This window comes from Yaniella soli, assembly GCF_054782375.1.
On record NZ_BAAGSP010000008.1, the window covers coordinates 19,009 to 34,827 of the forward strand.

Genomic DNA, 15,819 nt, shown 5'->3' on the forward strand with positions numbered 1-15,819 from the left:
TATATCTATACTCGACAGTTGCACAGCATGCTGACCAAGGTGGGCGGATTGCGCGACGGGGTTCGGTATGTCCAGTGGAGTGGGTATTCAACGGCCGCCGTCCTCGCAAAGACCTCCGTCGAAGTGCAAAAGGTCGTCGAGTCAATCGATCGCGGACAACCCGTCGTGCTGGGCCTTATTCAAGCTACGAATCGAAGTTTGAAGGCTCAAGGCCGGAATCACCAGGTTGTCTGTTATGGCTACCGGTCCGATGCGTCAGGACCCCTCGAGTTTTATATTTGTGATCCGAATGAGCCGCCCCGAGCTTCATCGAATACCCCTTACGAAGTGATCCTAAGGTGTGTCGCTGACGCCGAAGACTCAGAATTCCCGTATCAAGTGAACAGACCCCACCGGGCTGATAGGTGGCGTGGATTTTTCGTTGTGCGATACCGCCCACGTCAGCCAAACCTCGATGTCATCAATGTCTGCAGCACAGACGGTCTGTGAGAAATAGTCTAAGTGCAGCCTTTTTTATGACCAGATCAAACAACGCTATGCGCGGCAGTTGATCGTGTGTTTCGGGTTTCTGACCCCGCAGTGTGAAGAAGAGTTCTGCAGGTCGGCGACGGCGGCCTGCCGCGCTGTACGAGCGGACGCGGAGGAAGAGTGAACCGCTGCCCTACTCTATGCGCTGGTGAGACGGTTCGCAGCCAGGCGGTTGAGCGAAACCTGCTGTTCTGCCGCGTCAAGTGCGAGTTGGCGGTGTGCCTCGGGGGTGACTCGAACCATGAATTTGCCAGAGTAAGAGCGGTCTGCAATCGCCTCGGGCAGTGCTTCTCCATTCGTTTTCATGTCCTCAAGCACGTCGGCAACGAGCTCCCGGATACCCGAAAACGCATCGTCTTGCTTGGCCGCGACCCACGACAGAGACGGGAGCTCTGCGACAGTACCAACGAACGCTGCGTCCTCAGCCGACCAACGCACACGGTAGGTGTAGTGTTCTGCGTTTACCATCATCATGACTGTTCACCTTCTAGTTTGTCGATCGCTGCTAACACTTATCGCACCTGATATGCCTTGGCCTTACCATGATCATTTTGAATGTTGACGCGCGGATCACCCTGCCAGCGAATCGAACGCCGCTCGGGCTGTTCCGCATCTGCGCTAAGAGTTTCTCAATCTTGACCACCGTTTTATAGCATCAATAATGATACTGGATTAGCAAGACTTCAGACATCGACAATGAAAGCGATGACAGCCCAGGCCCGGACCCCTACCTTCCTGGTAGACGGACGCGTCATTGATGCTGGACCTGGTTGGCAACCCAAAGGAAGTCGTCGAGCGCACCAATGACGGGGAAATGCCAGACTGGAAAAAGAAACTGTAGGCTTACGATACGCCTCGAGGGATGGAGCACAAGTTGCATTCAGATGCTGCTGGCGATGAGAAAGCCCATAGACCTCGTGAAGATGCGGTCATGACAGACTACGCACCAGAACACTATGCGTTTCGCTTCCCAAACGCGTTCGTCAACCACGTCTGGAGCGCGCGCATTCCGCCTCGTGTGGGCCGCAGGTATGAGATTTCGACGTCCGGCAGGTGCGGTGGGATGGCGTTCGCGTCGCTGGACTTTTTTCACTTCCGAATGCTTGTGCCGCCCGTGACATCAAGCGATTTTTTATCTTCTGTCGTGCCGCCGGACGGTCACCCGCTGGCAGACTATACCTATACTCGGCAGCTCCACAGCATGCTCACCAAGGTGGGAGGGCTATACGACGGTGTGCGGTATCTGCGCTGGAGCGGTCAGCGAACGGCCACCATATTGGCGAAGACCGCTGTTGAAGAACAGAAAGTTGTGGCATCGATTGATCGGGGGCAACCAGTCGTGCTCGGATTGATCCGTGCCACCAGCAGGAGCTTGAAGGCTCAAGGCCAGAACCATCAGGTCGTATGCTATGGCTACCGGTTCGATGCGTCAGGACACCTGGAGTTCTATATTTATGATCCGAATGAGCCGGTTCGAGCCTCGTCGAACAGCCCTTATGAAGTCATCCTCAAGAAAGCGAATGACGTTGCACACTCAGCGTTCCCGTATCAGGAGGACCGAGCTGATCGCATTGACCGATGGCGGGGTTTCTTCGTGGCGCACTATCGTCCGCGGAGCCCTGACTGCCCTGGCCTCACCTCACGTAGCGCCCAAAGAGGCCCAGCCCCCGACGATTTGCGGTGAAATCCTACCTGAGAGATTGAGCACCGCTGACGTTACGGCTCCCACCACAAAGCCAGCTTGAACAGATGCTGTCAGCCACAGGGCCTGCATCTCGGAGATCTGCCATTCCCTAATCAATGCCGGCGTGACCGCGGAAGCCGAAAACCACGTCCCCATTGCCAGTACGAGTACGAGTGCAATCAGCCACAGTTGACTCCGGGGACCAAAATATAGTGACCGTCTGTTGAATGCCGCGGTTGTCGTACGCCGTCTCGTCTGGCTGAGAGGCTGATTCCGGCCTGTTACTTTGCGACACCGCCGAGTTCACATCAGACGAATATCTCCTGGCCATTTGTGCTCCTCAAACCGTGACTCTGGTCCGGTGACACCTGAAGACTGGTTCCTTACTCCCCACATCGAACAGATCAGTACGATCAGCACTAAACCTTTATGACATAGGCCACAACTTGTTCACTCGCTCTGTGCGATCGACACTGGAGGTGTGGAGACTTTTACTGACAGACCGACTGCCCGGCAGCGCCTACTATAGACAGCTGACCGGCTGTTCTCTCAGCACGGCATACACGCTGTGGGAATAGACCGCATCGTCGCCGAAAGTGGCGTCGCAAAATCCACCATGTATGTCCACTTCCGGACAAAAGAAGAACTCATCATCGCGTATCTGCGCAGACGCAGCGACATGACGAGGGCTCGTGTCACGGCCGGAGTTGAGGCGCGGAACACCCGGCCGGTTGGTGATCGCGTTCTTGCCGTTTTTGATGTCCTGGACGAGATCGCCTCAGAACCAGACTTTCGTGGTTGCCCCTTCGTCAGCGCTGCAGCTGAGTATCCTGACCACCAAGGAATCTGGGAAGTCATCAATTACGACCGCAGCTGGCTGCCGCGTCTGTTAGAGGAGTTGCTGCGTAATGCCAATGTCCCGGACGCCTCAAACTTGATACGTCAGCTGGTCCAACTGCATGACGGTGCGAATGTCATGGCACACCTAGATCAATCAAAGGGCAGTGCAAGAATGGCGCGGAAGGCTGCCGAGCATCTCGTGGCCGACCTCTACTGAGCCCTTCTTGTTGCCACGTAGATTTGTCTCGTGCCTCGGACGCGAAAGGGTAAATAGGTCTACATCGGCCCTTACACCAGCGGCCAGGGGAAGCGAATACCGATCGACATAAAAAGGGTTTCGTATTACACTAAGTAGTATGAAAATATTGAGGGGTATATCAATTGCGGGTTCGAGTCCGTCCGAGGGTGCCTGCGAAGCGTCCTGAGATCAGTGATGAAGACGTTATCACAGCGTTTGAAACAGCATTGAGTTCCCGTGGCAGGAATACAGACCCCATCCAGTGGGTTGGGGTTGGCATAGATGGGCAGGGTCGCTTGTTAGAATTCGTCGCCGTTGAAGACGAACCGGATGGTTGGCTCGTATTTCACGCAATGATCGCGACGACCAAAGTACTTAACGAACTTGGGCTCAGGAGGTGATCACAATGGCTAAATACACCGCAACGAATGGCACCACTTTTACTGATGAAGACATTGAGCGCTGGGCTGCTGAGGCAGAATCTGAACAAGGCTACACCGGCGATCATATTGGCCCAGCCGTGCCAGGTCGGCCAGTCAGTGTTGGAGCTGAAGCGAAGCCGTTCACTCTACGTTTGGACGCAAACCGCCGCGCCAAGCTCAACGAAATCGCCGAACAACGCCACATCACACCATCGGAGCTCATGCGCGAATTGATTGACGCGTTGTAGCGGTCATTCACAGAAATAATACGTTCCAACGGCAGCAACAGAGCTTCACACCAGCGGCCAGGGGAAGCGCATGCCGGTGGGATCATCGGGATAGTGCCGGGCAAAGAGCAGTTGCCGGACCCGATCCTGCAACGCCGAGGTTTCTCGCCAACTCAGCTGTTCCTCAATGCTTTCTGGAACCTCATCCATCAGTGGTTCGAGATCGTCGAGCAGTTCAGCATCAATCTCTTCATCAGCAAAATCCCAGATCACGGTGCGCAGCTTCAACGGAGCGGCAAAACACAGGCCGTGATCGATACCCCAGAGCCTGCCGTCGCTGTCATAGAGCACATGACCAGCCTTACGGTCGGCATTATTTATGAGCAAGTCAAACACCGCCAGTCGACGCAGCTGATCGTGCGTCTCCGGTTTGTCCTCGAGCATCGTGAAGAAATGCTCGGCAGGATCATGGTCGATGAACAGCTGCAGTGAACCAATACCAAACGGCCCGTCGTCACGCACCACCGTCGTCGGGACGATATGCCACCCCAACGTTTCACTCAATAAATAGGTCGCACGTTCCCTCCGGTACAGGCCATGTTCGAAATCCATCAGCGGGCGCTCCCCGAGCTCCGGTTTATAGATTGCCCAGCACTGTTCATCGTCGTGTGTGATTTCGACGAGGAAGGTCTCATTGCTGCTGTTGGCCAGTTGCCCCAGCAATTCGATCTCGCCGTCAGCCAGTATTTCGTGATGCGCAGGTGACTGTTCGTCGGGCGGAGGCACTGGCGAATCCTGCATCATGGTGGTCACCGTTCCTATGAGGCGCGTAATCCTGCCAGTGATTCTAAGGTGGAGTTGACGGTCAGTACCCTCGGGTCGCTGTCTGCCGGTTGTGTTGGGTAGGCGATGGCTGACACGGAGCACGGCTCAATGCTGATCCGCTGGAAGCTGTTCAACGGGCTGCCCAGGGCATCGGACACGGCAACGCGAATAGGATCGGCATGCGAGAAACAGACGACCGTGCCACCTGGATGTTTCGTGCGAAATTGATCAAGGACGGTTGCCATGCGGTCTCGGATTTCTTCAAAGCTCTCGCCGTTGGGGAAGCGGAATTGATCCGGCTGCTGTTGCACGGTCCGCCATTCGGGCAGTTTCATCAAATCGCTCAGTTGCGCGCCGGTCCAGTCGCCGAAGTCGCCTTCGATGAGGCGGGGTTCCTCCACGATGTCCACGCCCGTTCGTGCGGCCGTGGGGGCCGCGGTCTGCATGGTGCGTTCCAGCGATGAGGAATACACCGCGGTGACCGGCAAAACCGCGAGCCGTTCAGCAACCCGGATAGCCTGGTCGTGTCCGTGCTCGCTCAGATACAAGCCGGACGCTCGGCCGGGCAGAACCTTGCCGGTGGTCGGGGTCTGACCGTGTCGCACCAGCAGAACCAGCGTGGTCTGGGCCTCATGTTCGGTATTCATCACTGCCAGCCTACCCAACCAGGCAATACCCCAACCCCTCGACACCTGTGATCGACCAGACTAGCGTGAGCAATGTGACTACCTCTGACGAGATCAATACGCTGGCACAATTACGAGCTTCCGGGCACGTCCAAAAATCCGTGCGCGAAGAGTTACAGGACAATTTACTGACCGCCCTGGCGGCCGGTGACAATCCGTGGCCCGGTCTGCACGGTTTTGAACGCACCGTACTCCCGCAGGTGGAACGTGCTCTAATCGCCGGTCACGACGTGGTTCTACTAGGTGAACGCGGCCAGGGCAAAACCCGCTTGCTGCGCACCCTTGCGACCCTGCTCGATGAATGGACCCCGATGATCGCCGGATCCGAACTGCACGAGCACCCCTATGAACCCATCACTGCCGAATCTCAACGCCTACTCGAAGCCAAGGGTGATGAACTGCCGGTCACCTGGCTGCACCGAGACGACCGCTACGTCGAAAAACTCTCGACGCCGGACACGTCCGTCGCAGATCTGATCGGCGATGTGGACCCGATGCGCGTGGCTGAAGGTCGGCGGCTGGGCGACCCCGAAACTATCCACTACGGACTCGTCCCACGTGCCAATCGCGGGATTGTTGCGCTGAACGAGCTGCCAGATTTAGCCGAGCGCATCCAGGTCGCGCTGCTCAACGTCATGGAAGAACGCGACATCCAAATCCGAGGCTATGTGCTACGGCTGCCACTAGATGTGTTGATGGTCGCGAGCGCAAACCCGGAGGATTACACCAACCGCGGACGGATTATCACGCCGCTCAAAGACCGCTTTGGGGCAGAGATCCGCACCCACTACCCTCTCGACATTGATGACGAAATCGCGGTCATTCGCCAAGAAGCTGAGCTCAGCGCCGACCTGCCCGATGTACTGCTGGAGATCCTCGCCCGTTTTACCCGGGCCCTGCGAAACTCCCCTGCGATTAACCAAGCCTCCGGCGTCTCAGCACGGTTTGCGATTGCGGGTGCTGAGACCATTGCCGCCGCGGCACGTCATCGCGCAACAGTCCATGATGAGAAAGCAGTTGCCCGACTGACCGACATCCATACGGCCGTTGAAGTCTTGAGTGGCAAAATCGAGTTCGAATCCGGCGAGGAAGGCCGCGAAGACCAGATCTTGCAGCACTTGTTGCGCACGTCCATCGCACAAGCTGCCCGGGCGCATTTTGGCGGCATCGATTTCACTGCGCTCGTGGATGCATTTGACGGCAGCCGGACGATCACCACCGGTGAACACATCACAGCCCAAGAGTTCTTAGCCGAGCTACCAGAAGTGGCGGAACCGGGGCTCTACGATGAGATCGCGTCCCGGCTCAATGCAGGTTCTGACCCCGGATTGCGCACCGGTGCCATCGAGCTGGCGCTCGAGGGACTCTATCTGGCTCAAGAATTATCGAAAGTGTCGGAAGACGGGCAATCTGTCTACGGCTAAGGAGGCGTCATGCGCCACGGAAAGTCTGCACGCTACGGCCGCTATACCGGCGGACCCGATCCATTGGCCCCACCCATCGATCTCACCGAAGCGCTCCATGAGATCTCCGAGGACGTGATGGCCGGATACTCGACCGAGCAGGCGATGCGCGAGTACTTGCAGCGTGGCGGACCCGGTATGACGGGGCTCGATGAACTGGCCGGACGAGTCCAGAAGCAACGCCGTGACTTGTTGAGCCGTCATCGCTTGGATGGCACGTTGGAACAGGTCCGTGAGCTCCTCGACGATGCGGTGTTGGAAGAGCGCAAGCAACTGGCCAGGGATATCTGCATGGATGACACCGACAGGGACTTTCGGGAAATGCAGTTGATGAATCTGCCCGACTCGACTGCAGCGGCCGTGACGGAACTGTCTGGTTATGATTGGCAATCGAGTGGCGCTCGAGAAAAATACGAACAGATCAAAGACCTCCTTGGCCGCGAGATGCTCGACCAACGGTTCGCCGGGATGAAACAAGCATTAGAAAGTGCCACCGATGAGGATCGAGCGGCTATTTCCCAGATGCTCAACGATCTCAATGACCTATTGGATAAGCACGCCCGCGGGGACGATACCCAGCAGGATTTCGATGATTTCATGGCCCGGCACGGGGACCAGTTCCCTGAGAATCCGCAAAATATCGAAGAACTCATCGACACTTTAGCCCAGCGCTCGGCTGCCGCCCAGCGAATGCTCGCCTCTATGACCCCCGAGCAACGTCAAGAGCTGACGGAGATGTCGAATCAGGCATTCGGTTCCCCCGAGTTGATGGACCAACTCAGCCGGCTCGATGCGAATCTGCAGGGTCTGCGTCCGGACGAAGATTGGACCGGTTCAGAGCAATTCGAGGGTGACCAGGGCTTAGGGCTCGGGGACGGCACCGGTGCGCTGCAGGATCTCGCCGAACTCGATGCGCTTGCCGAACAGCTGTCCCAGTCCCATGCCGGTTCCACACTGTCTGATGTTGATATTGAGAAGCTCGGCCGTCAACTCGGGGACGACGCCGCCGCCTCGGCACGGGCCCTAGCCGAACTCGAGCAAGCACTGCGGGATTCTGGGCTGCTTCGTCGTGGCTCAACGGGCGACCTACGCCTGTCACCGCAGGCGATCCGGCGACTCGGCAAAACGCTGTTGAAAGACCTCGGACGGCTCTCGGGTCGCCAAGGACAGCGTGATACCCGGCATGCCGGAGCTGCCGGTGAGCTGACCGGAGGCACCCGCGCCTGGCAATTTGGCGACGTGGAGCCTTGGAACGTCACGCGCACCATCACCAACGCCATCACCCGGACCGTTTCAGAAGGGCACGACCCACGGTCGGGACTGCGCCTAAGCGTGGAAGACGTCGAACTACAAGAAACCGAAGCACGAACCCAGGCCGCGGTGGCCTTATTGGTTGATACCTCGTTCTCGATGGCTGCTGAAGGCCGTTGGCTACCGATGAAGCGCACCGCGTTAGCCCTGCATCAGCTGATCTCGACTCGGTTCCGCGGCGATGAACTCCAGCTGATCAACTTCGGCCGCTATGCCAACCCGGTCCACATTGATGAGCTGACAACTATGGCTCCGATGTACGAACAGGGCACCAACCTGCACCACGGGCTCCTCCTTGCCACCCGGTTCTTCCGTAAGCATCCGTCCATGCAACCGGTACTGTTAGTCGTCACCGATGGTGAACCCACAGCTCACCTCATGGCACACGGCGAATCCTGGTTCTCATACCCGCCCATGCCCGAGACCTTGCACACCACCGTGGCCGAGCTCGACCGCACGAGACGGTTGAAGGCCGAGGTCACGTTCTTCCGCTTGGGAGACGACCCCGGTCTGGAGCAATTTCTCGATGCCATGGCCAATCGCGTGGGCGGCAAAGTAGTCTCTCCGGACGTAGCGGACCTGGGTGCGGCCGTCATCGGTGAATTCCTCCACTCCCGGGACCCGCATTTCCCGTCGTCCTTCTAACCAACTCGATGACGCTAACCTTGAACCAACACTCATGGGAGGATCAGAGAACCAATGGCACAACGCACCCCACCACCAGAAACCAGTGTCAATGAAGTACTCGCCGAGCTGGCAGATCTTGAGGATCCACAAGCCAGAGCGGTCAACGAACGCCGTGGCAACGATATTGGCGTCAACCTTTCGAAACTCCGTGCCATTGCCAAACGGTTGAAGACCCAACACGAGTTCGCCGCCGAACTGTGGGATACCGGCGATACTCAAGCACGCCTGGTCGCACTGCTCATCAATAGTCCGAAAAAGTACAGCGCCGAGCAACTCAATACGATGCTGCGTGAAGCGCGCGTGCCAAAAGTGCACGACTGGTTCGTCAGCTACGCTCTGAAGAAGAACCCGGAGTCGGAAACCCGACGGATCCAGTGGATGAGCGACCCCGACGAAGTGGTCGCCAGTGCAGGCTGGACACTGACCAGTCATGCGGTGGCCAAGAATGTCGACAATCTTGATTTGGAGGGGTTGCTCGACACTATCGAAACCGAAATGCCACAGGCTCCGAAGCAACTGCAGTGGGCGATGAACGAGTGCTTGGCCACCATCGGCATCCACCAGTCTGAGTATCGCGCCCGAGCCCTGAAGATTGGTGAGCGGTTAGCCGTCCTGAAGGACTATCCCACTCCCCCGAACTGCACCTCACCCTATGCACCAGAATGGATCAACGAGATGGTCTCACGCCAACAAGCCTGAACAGCAGACTGGGCAATATTTCGAGCAAAAACCCTCGCGTTCTCTGCAGCCGACCTCTATCGTGGTGTTTATGACGAATACATCACAGCCGACAGCTCTCGAACTGTTTGATATATCAGATAAACATCTGCGTGCTCGTGCAAGCCTCAAGTGGTCAAACGTCGATCCTGACGTCCTGCCCGCGTGGGTCGCTGAGATGGACGTACACTTGGCGCCTGCTATCACGGAAGCACTGCAGTCAGCGCTAGCACGCCACGACGCCGGCTACCCGGGCTCCGCCGAAGGCCTCATCACAGCGTTTTCGGATTTTGCCCGGCAATATTGGAATTGGTCTGTGGAACCCGAGCACGTCAGCGTTCACGTCGATGCGGCGACGATTGCTAGCAAACTGATGCGACACTATGCCGGGGCAGACGGCCGGGTAATGATTATGCCTCCGGTCTATAACCGCTTCTACGATTGGCTTTCGGGCAGTGGTGTCGAGCCAGTCGAAGTGCCACTGACCGACCTGTCCAACGGAGGTTTCTTTGATTTCGACGGGATCGAAGCCGGTTTGAAAGCCGGTACCCGGGTCATTTTGTTGTGTAACCCGCATAACCCGCTGGGTCGCGTCTTTTCCGAACAGGAGCTGAGCCAACTAGCAGAGCTGGCCGATCAGTACGACGCCGTGGTCCTCTCGGATGAAATTCACGCGCCACTGGTGCACCCAGGCGTCGAGTATGCGCACTGGTTGACCGTGTCGGATGCTGCACGGAAAACCGGGATCGCGCTGCACACCGCTACCAAATCCTGGAATTTCGCAGGGTTAAAATGCGGCATTGCAGTACGCTCCGCGACCGGCCCTTGGCCACACGAGCTCGATCCGAAATCCACGCTGACCGATAGTGGCTTCTGGGGCATCTTGGCGGCTGAAGCCGCCTTCGGCCGTTCTCGAGACTGGCTCGATACAGTTCGTGACCACTTCGCAGCACAAAGTCAAAGACTGACGGCCCTACTTGCCGAGCATGTACCCGGTGTGACATTTCATCCGCCTCAGGCAAGCTTTCTGGCATGGCTAGATTTCAGCGAAACCGCGCTCACCGAGGAACCATCGACCTATTTTCTGCGCGAAGCCCGCGTTGCGCTCAACCCGGGAACTGCGTTCGGCGCCGTTGGCGCAAGCTGTGCTCGCCTCAACATGGGGACCTCTGCCGAACGACTCGAACGGATCGTCACTGCGATGGGAACAGCCTGGCCGCCACGGTGACTACCGCTCGCGACGGTTCGTGGTGAACGCTGATTTACCAGTGATCGCCCGACCAACGATGAGAGCCTGCATCGAATCGGTGCCCTCATAGGTCGAAATGACTTCCATATCAGTCAGGTGACGGGCCACGTGGTTTTCTAGCAGCAGACCGTTACCGCCCATCATGTCGCGGGCTTCACGACACACTGCCAACGCCTTGCGTGACGTGGTCATCTTGACCATGGAGGCAATCGTTTGGTTGTCTTCCCCACGGGCTTGCAGCTCGGCCAAGCGCATGCACATCAGCTGCATGGTGGTCACATCGGCCAACATCGTTGCCAGTTTTTCCTGCACGAGCTGGTAATGACCAAGCGGTGCACCAAACTGGCTCTTCCCAGATGAGGGTGTAGGTCGGCCGGGCGCGTCGGTCCGCAGGTAGACGTCGAGGTCTCCCGACGATGGAGGTTCCTACGCCATCTATCCGAAAGACCTCGACGTGTCCGACGCTACCCCGCCGGCCGGCTTCGGCCGCCCTGACCTGACCGCCTTCGCGTCTTATCCCAATCGACTCTGATCGGGTCTGCTGATGCTCTCGACGAGAACGCAGCGACATCACAGCCACCCAACCCCGACCGTCCGGGAAGCCGGGACACGTCACATGGCTTGTGCTGCGGGCGTGTCGACTGGGTCGTCCACGGGCGACGCAGGAGCGTCGACGCGACGTGCTGAGAGGTGGTTCCAGTCGAGCACTAGCACACCGGCTACAGGCATGACGATAGGTCAGGAACGGCGTCGCTCCCTACGCAGGAGGGAGCGCAGAGTCTCGGCGTTCGCGTAGCCGACTCGTAGCGCGATCTCGGCGGAGGTGAGGTCCGTGGTTACTGAGAGGTGCCGAGCTCGTTCGATGCGAAGCCGTTGGACGAAGCCGAGCGGAGTGAGGTTGAGCGCCGCCCGGACTCGTCGTTCGAGGGTGCGCCGGCTGGTGCCGAGCGACTGCGCGACGAAGGCGACGTTGAATGGTTCGTCCAGGCGGGCGCGCACGAAGCGTTCGAACTCGACGACGATCGGGTCCTCGTGCCGGAGATGTTCGTAGGCGACGAAGGCCGCCTGCGACGGGCGCTCGTCGATGATGAGGAGCTTGGCGACATGTTGGGCCAGGTCGGGGCTGATCGATCGCACGAGTGAGAGCGCGAGGTCGATGTGGGCGAACGCGGCGCCGGCGGTGACGAGGTTCCCGTCGACCACGACCATGGTGTCGAGATCGAGGGCGACGGTCGGATAGCGCTTCAGGAACTCCGGCCCCAGGAACCAGCTGGTCGTCGCCCGCCGATGATGCATCCGTCCGGTCTCGGCGACAGCGAACACGCCGGTGCACGCCGCGGCGATCCGGGTGGTCGCCTCGTCGAGGCGCCCGAGCGAGGCGATGACCGAACGAGCATCTCGGCTCTGGAGGGCGTCGTTGGTAGCGGCGGCCGTAAGGGTTCCAAGCGCAGGGACGACGACCACGTCGAACTCTCCGGACTCCGACAGCGGGTGGTCCACCGACAGGGTCATCGATGCCGTCGTGGTCACTCGCCGTTTCGGTCCGAGGATGGCGAGTTCGATCGGGTCGATCCGCGGGTCGACATCGCCGCGGGCTCCGTCGGCCACCCGCAAGATGTCGATGATCGACGCGATAGCCGAACCGAAGCAGCCGTCGATCGCGATCAGTCCGATACGCATGACGTAAAGAATAGCATAACTGCCGTATACGCCACTTCCCACCGGCCCTCGCTCGTCATAGGCTGAACTCGTCCCACTAAGAACCCCGACCTCAAGGAGAGTCCCTCATGTCAACACCCGCATCACTTCCGTATGCTTTCGTCGCCAAGATCGTCGCGGCCGATGGACAGCACGACGCGCTTGCCGATCTGCTCGCCGGCGCTGTCGCGCTCGCCAACGAAGAAGTAGGAACGATTGTCTGGTTCGCGGTTAGGACCCACGCCGACACCTTCTGGATCTTCGATGCATTCCCCGACGAGGCCGCTCGCGACGCCCACGCCAACGGCGCCATCGTCGCAGCCCTGACGGCCAACCAGCACCTCCTCAGCGCAGCACCCGAGATCCTGGCGGCCGACGTCCTCGCGTCCAAGCTCCCGTAGTCCGCCAACGCACGAGACGCTCGCGCCCCGCCGAGCCGTCGCCAGGTCGCGACGCAACGCCATGCTGCGTTGCCGAGCGGTGCGAGGCCTATCGGCACACGGACAGGATGCCGGCCGTGAGCGCTCAGCCGGCGAGGGGTCCGTCGCAGAGGAGAGCGACGTCGGTGCCGGGCAGAGCCGTGAGGCCAGCGCATCGCGCGACCACCAGAACCGAACACGAACAGCCCCTGCCCTGCGTTTCCGCAGGCCAGGGGCTGTTCGCCGGAGCCGCCTGTCGGAATCGAACCGACGACCTAATCACGTCGGCTTTGCGTCTATCGCTTGATGCGCCCACGGGGCGAACGAGCCGCTGACCTGCGCAAACGCCGAGCGTGGGGGACGCCGCCATCAGGTGGTGACCGACGACGACCGACCAGTACCGACCGTTTCACCGGAGCTTGCGGCGGCGTCGAAGCCGAGCAAGTTCCATTCCTTTAGCTCACCGCGCCCTCCTCCTCACCGGTCCCGTCGTCGTCGAAGACGTTTCAGGGGTCTTCATCAGATGACGGTGTAGGTCGGCCGGGCGTGTCGGTCCGCAGGTAGACGTCGAGGTCTCCCGACGACGGAGGTTCCTACGCCATCTATCCGAAAGACCTCGACGTGTCCGACGCTACCCCGCCGGCCGGCTTCGGCCGCCCTGACCTGACCGCCTTCGCTCGACTCGACGGCCTCGGTCTGAGCGTGACCGGACAACGACTTGAACCGGATCGTGCGGTCCTCGCGTGCCGCGTGGTGGAACCAGATCAGTGGTGCCGACGGTGCGGCAGCGAAGGCGCTGCTCGTGACACCGTGATCCGGCGGTTGGCCCACGAGCCGCTGGGCTGGCGACCGACCGTGCTGGAAGTTGTAGTGCGCCGCTACCGCTGTGCAGACTGCGGACACGTGTGGCGCCAAGACACCAGCGCCGCGGCGGAGCCACGCGCGAAGCTCTCGCGCACCGGGCTGCGGTGGGCGCTGGAAGGGATCGTGGTCGCACACCTCACCGTCGCCCGTGTCGCCGAGGGACTCGGGGTCGCGTGGGACACCGCCAACAACGCGGTCCTAGTTGAAGGCAAGCGGCTGCTGATCAACGACCCCACGCGGTTTGAGGGCGTGAAGGTCATTGGCGTCGATGAGCACGTCTGGCGCCACACCAGGCGTGGCGACAAGTACGTCACCGTGATCATCGACCTCACCCCGGCCCGCGATGGCGCCGGCCCAGCAAGGCTGCTGGACATGGTCGAGGGCCGGTCGAAGGCGGCGTTCAAGACCTGGCTCGCCGACCGCGACGACGCCTTCCGTGACGCGGTCGAGGTGGTCGCGATGGACGGCTTCACCGGGTTCAGGACCGCCGCTGCAGAGGAGATCCCGGACGCGGTCACGGTGATGGATCCCTTCCACGTCGTGCGCCTGGCCGGTGACGCCCTCGACAGGTGCCGGCGCCGGGTCCAACTCGCGATCCACGGGCACCGTGGGTTCAGGGACGACCCGCTCTACAAGTCGCGGCGCACGCTGCACACCGGCGCGGACCTGCTCACCGACAAGCAGAGCGACAGGCTACGCGCGCTGTTCGTTGATGACGCTCACGTCGAGGTCGAGGCGGCCTGGGGTGTCTACCAGCGCATGATCGCCGCCTATCGCCACGAGGACCGGCAACGTGGCCGCGAGCTCATGGAGAAGCTGATCACCGACCTCAGCGCCGGCGTCCCCAAGGTGCTCACCGAGCTCACCACCCTGGGACGGACCCTGAAGAAGCGAGCCGCTGACGTGCTCGCCTACTTCGAACGACCCGGCACCAGCAACGGGCCGACCGAGGCGCTCAACGGACGCCTCGAACACCTGCGCGGCTCCGCACTCGGGTTCCGCAACCTGACCAACTACATCGCCCGAAGCCTGCTCGAGACCGGCGGCTTCAGACCCCAACTCCTACACCCCCGATTGGGATGAGCCACCAAACTGTTCGCGATTCAAGGCGTACCGTGAAGCATGCTCAAAGGCAGCCATCGCATGGCCCAGCGCTTCCCAGGAGGCTCCGCCGCGGGTTGCCTGCAGCACCCGATTCACGTCCTTGAACGACTGACCAAATTCCAACTGGTTCTCATTGGATACACGCACGTTGTCGATCGTGATGTCGGCTTGCAGAATTGAGCGTTTGCCAACTTTCCCTTCGATCACCTCTGGCGTGTACCCATCAGGGAACTCTCCGTCCTCTTTTTCGATAACGAATGCCTTGACTTCACCATCAGCCTCATCGCGTGCGTAGACCACGGTCACGTCTGCTGCATGGCCGTTGCCAATCCAACGCTTGTGGCCGTTCAGGACCCAGGAATCACCGTCGCGCCGAGCCGACGTTTCCAAGGCCACGGAGTCAGAACCATGGTTCGGTTCGGTCAGCGCAAACGCGCCAGTTTTGTCGAGTGCCGTCATGTCGGGCAGCCAGCGTTGGCGTTGTTCTTCATTGCCCAGTAGGAAGATTGATCCCATACACAGGTTGGCATGCACACCGAGGAACGTACAGATCGAACCGTCGATGCGTCCCAGTTCACGCGACAACAGGCCCGCCTCACGGCGCGAAAAACCAGGGGCACCGTATCCCTGCACGAAGCTGCCAACTATGCCGATTTCTTTGAGCGCCGGCAGGATTTCATATGGGAATTCCGCACGCTCCCAATGGTCATTAATCACTGGGCGCACATGCTCGAGGCCAAACGCACGGATCTTGTCGCGCAACGCGATTTCCTTTTCACTCAGATCACTATCAAGCATAAAAAAGTCTGGATGGTCAATAAGGTCGTTCGTTTCCAAAACGGTGCCCTCTCGCGGTC

16 protein-coding genes are annotated in these 15,819 nt (G+C 59.7%); 10 read left to right on the forward strand and 6 right to left on the reverse strand.

The features are described 5' to 3' along the window. Positions 1-27: 27 nt before the first annotated feature. Positions 28-489: a C39 family peptidase gene (locus ACYVJT_RS05890; protein WP_425579842.1), complete on the forward strand. Its 462-nt coding sequence runs from the start codon at positions 28-30 to the stop codon at positions 487-489. A gap of 177 nt (positions 490-666) precedes the next feature. Here the strand turns inward: ACYVJT_RS05890 and ACYVJT_RS05895 are convergent, their stop codons facing one another. Continuing rightward, positions 667-1,002, reverse strand: a complete 336-nt coding sequence (locus tag ACYVJT_RS05895) for a type II toxin-antitoxin system HicB family antitoxin (protein WP_343955947.1) — start codon at positions 1,000-1,002, stop codon at positions 667-669. A gap of 457 nt (positions 1,003-1,459) precedes the next feature. Here ACYVJT_RS05895 and ACYVJT_RS05900 point away from each other — a divergent pair, with 457 nt between their 5' ends. From ACYVJT_RS05900 to ACYVJT_RS05910, 3 genes are all read left to right on the forward strand, one after another. Beyond that, positions 1,460-2,212: a C39 family peptidase gene (locus tag ACYVJT_RS05900; RefSeq protein WP_499418211.1), complete on the forward strand. Its 753-nt coding sequence runs from the start codon at positions 1,460-1,462 to the stop codon at positions 2,210-2,212. 541 nt (positions 2,213-2,753) lie between these two features. Beyond that, the gene (locus tag ACYVJT_RS05905) at positions 2,754-3,269 is read left to right on the forward strand and encodes a TetR/AcrR family transcriptional regulator (RefSeq protein WP_343956036.1); all 516 of its coding nucleotides are present in this window, start codon (positions 2,754-2,756) and stop codon (positions 3,267-3,269) included. 427 nt (positions 3,270-3,696) lie between these two features. Continuing rightward, the gene (locus tag ACYVJT_RS05910) at positions 3,697-3,960 is read left to right on the forward strand and encodes a ribbon-helix-helix domain-containing protein (protein ID WP_343955949.1); all 264 of its coding nucleotides are present in this window, start codon (positions 3,697-3,699) and stop codon (positions 3,958-3,960) included. Between the two features lie 45 nt (positions 3,961-4,005). On the opposite strand, the gene ACYVJT_RS05915 is transcribed toward ACYVJT_RS05910, so the two are convergent. Both ACYVJT_RS05915 and ACYVJT_RS05920 read right to left on the reverse strand, forming a co-directional pair. Then, positions 4,006-4,743, reverse strand: coding sequence for an SCO1664 family protein (locus ACYVJT_RS05915; RefSeq protein ID WP_343955950.1), 738 nt, complete (start codon positions 4,741-4,743; stop codon positions 4,006-4,008). A 14-nt stretch (positions 4,744-4,757) separates the two neighbouring features. Further along, positions 4,758-5,411 (reverse strand): histidine phosphatase family protein, encoded by a 654-nt coding sequence (locus ACYVJT_RS05920; protein WP_343955951.1) that lies wholly within the window; start codon positions 5,409-5,411, stop codon positions 4,758-4,760. Positions 5,412-5,485: 74 nt separating this feature from the next. Between ACYVJT_RS05920 and ACYVJT_RS05925 the strand changes: the two genes are divergently transcribed. From ACYVJT_RS05925 to ACYVJT_RS05940, 4 genes are all read left to right on the forward strand, one after another. Next, complete coding sequence (locus ACYVJT_RS05925; RefSeq protein WP_343955952.1) at positions 5,486-6,874, forward strand: sigma 54-interacting transcriptional regulator; 1,389 nt, start codon at positions 5,486-5,488, stop codon at positions 6,872-6,874. A gap of 9 nt (positions 6,875-6,883) precedes the next feature. Further along, positions 6,884-8,869 (forward strand): VWA domain-containing protein, encoded by a 1,986-nt coding sequence (locus ACYVJT_RS05930; protein ID WP_343955953.1) that lies wholly within the window; start codon positions 6,884-6,886, stop codon positions 8,867-8,869. Positions 8,870-8,923: 54 nt separating this feature from the next. After that, positions 8,924-9,610: a DNA alkylation repair protein gene (locus ACYVJT_RS05935; protein ID WP_343955954.1), complete on the forward strand. Its 687-nt coding sequence runs from the start codon at positions 8,924-8,926 to the stop codon at positions 9,608-9,610. Positions 9,611-9,680: 70 nt separating this feature from the next. Further along, positions 9,681-10,856: a MalY/PatB family protein gene (locus ACYVJT_RS05940; RefSeq protein WP_343955955.1), complete on the forward strand. Its 1,176-nt coding sequence runs from the start codon at positions 9,681-9,683 to the stop codon at positions 10,854-10,856. Here the strand turns inward: ACYVJT_RS05940 and ACYVJT_RS05945 are convergent, their stop codons facing one another. Together ACYVJT_RS05945 and ACYVJT_RS05950 are read right to left on the reverse strand one after the other, a co-directional pair. Next, positions 10,857-11,270 carry an acyl-CoA dehydrogenase family protein gene (locus ACYVJT_RS05945; protein ID WP_343956037.1) on the reverse strand — a complete coding sequence of 138 codons (414 nt, stop codon included), beginning with the start codon at positions 11,268-11,270 and terminating at the stop codon, positions 10,857-10,859. It abuts the gene before it with no gap. Between the two features lie 345 nt (positions 11,271-11,615). Then, positions 11,616-12,557, reverse strand: coding sequence for a GlxA family transcriptional regulator (locus tag ACYVJT_RS05950; protein ID WP_343955956.1), 942 nt, complete (start codon positions 12,555-12,557; stop codon positions 11,616-11,618). A gap of 107 nt (positions 12,558-12,664) precedes the next feature. Here ACYVJT_RS05950 and ACYVJT_RS05955 point away from each other — a divergent pair, with 107 nt between their 5' ends. Then, a complete protein-coding gene (locus tag ACYVJT_RS05955) occupies positions 12,665-12,976 on the forward strand; it encodes a putative quinol monooxygenase (protein WP_270106395.1) in 312 nt (103 codons plus the stop codon). Between the two features lie 639 nt (positions 12,977-13,615). Further along, positions 13,616-14,941, forward strand: coding sequence for an ISL3-like element ISPfr2 family transposase (locus ACYVJT_RS05960; protein WP_343955957.1), 1,326 nt, complete (start codon positions 13,616-13,618; stop codon positions 14,939-14,941). Here ACYVJT_RS05960 and ACYVJT_RS05965 read toward each other — a convergent pair. Next, entirely contained in the window at positions 14,921-15,799 is an 879-nt protein-coding gene (locus ACYVJT_RS05965) for an acyl-CoA dehydrogenase family protein (RefSeq protein WP_343955958.1), read from the reverse strand. The genes ACYVJT_RS05960 and ACYVJT_RS05965 overlap by 21 nt on opposite strands. Positions 15,800-15,819: the final 20 nt, after the last annotated feature.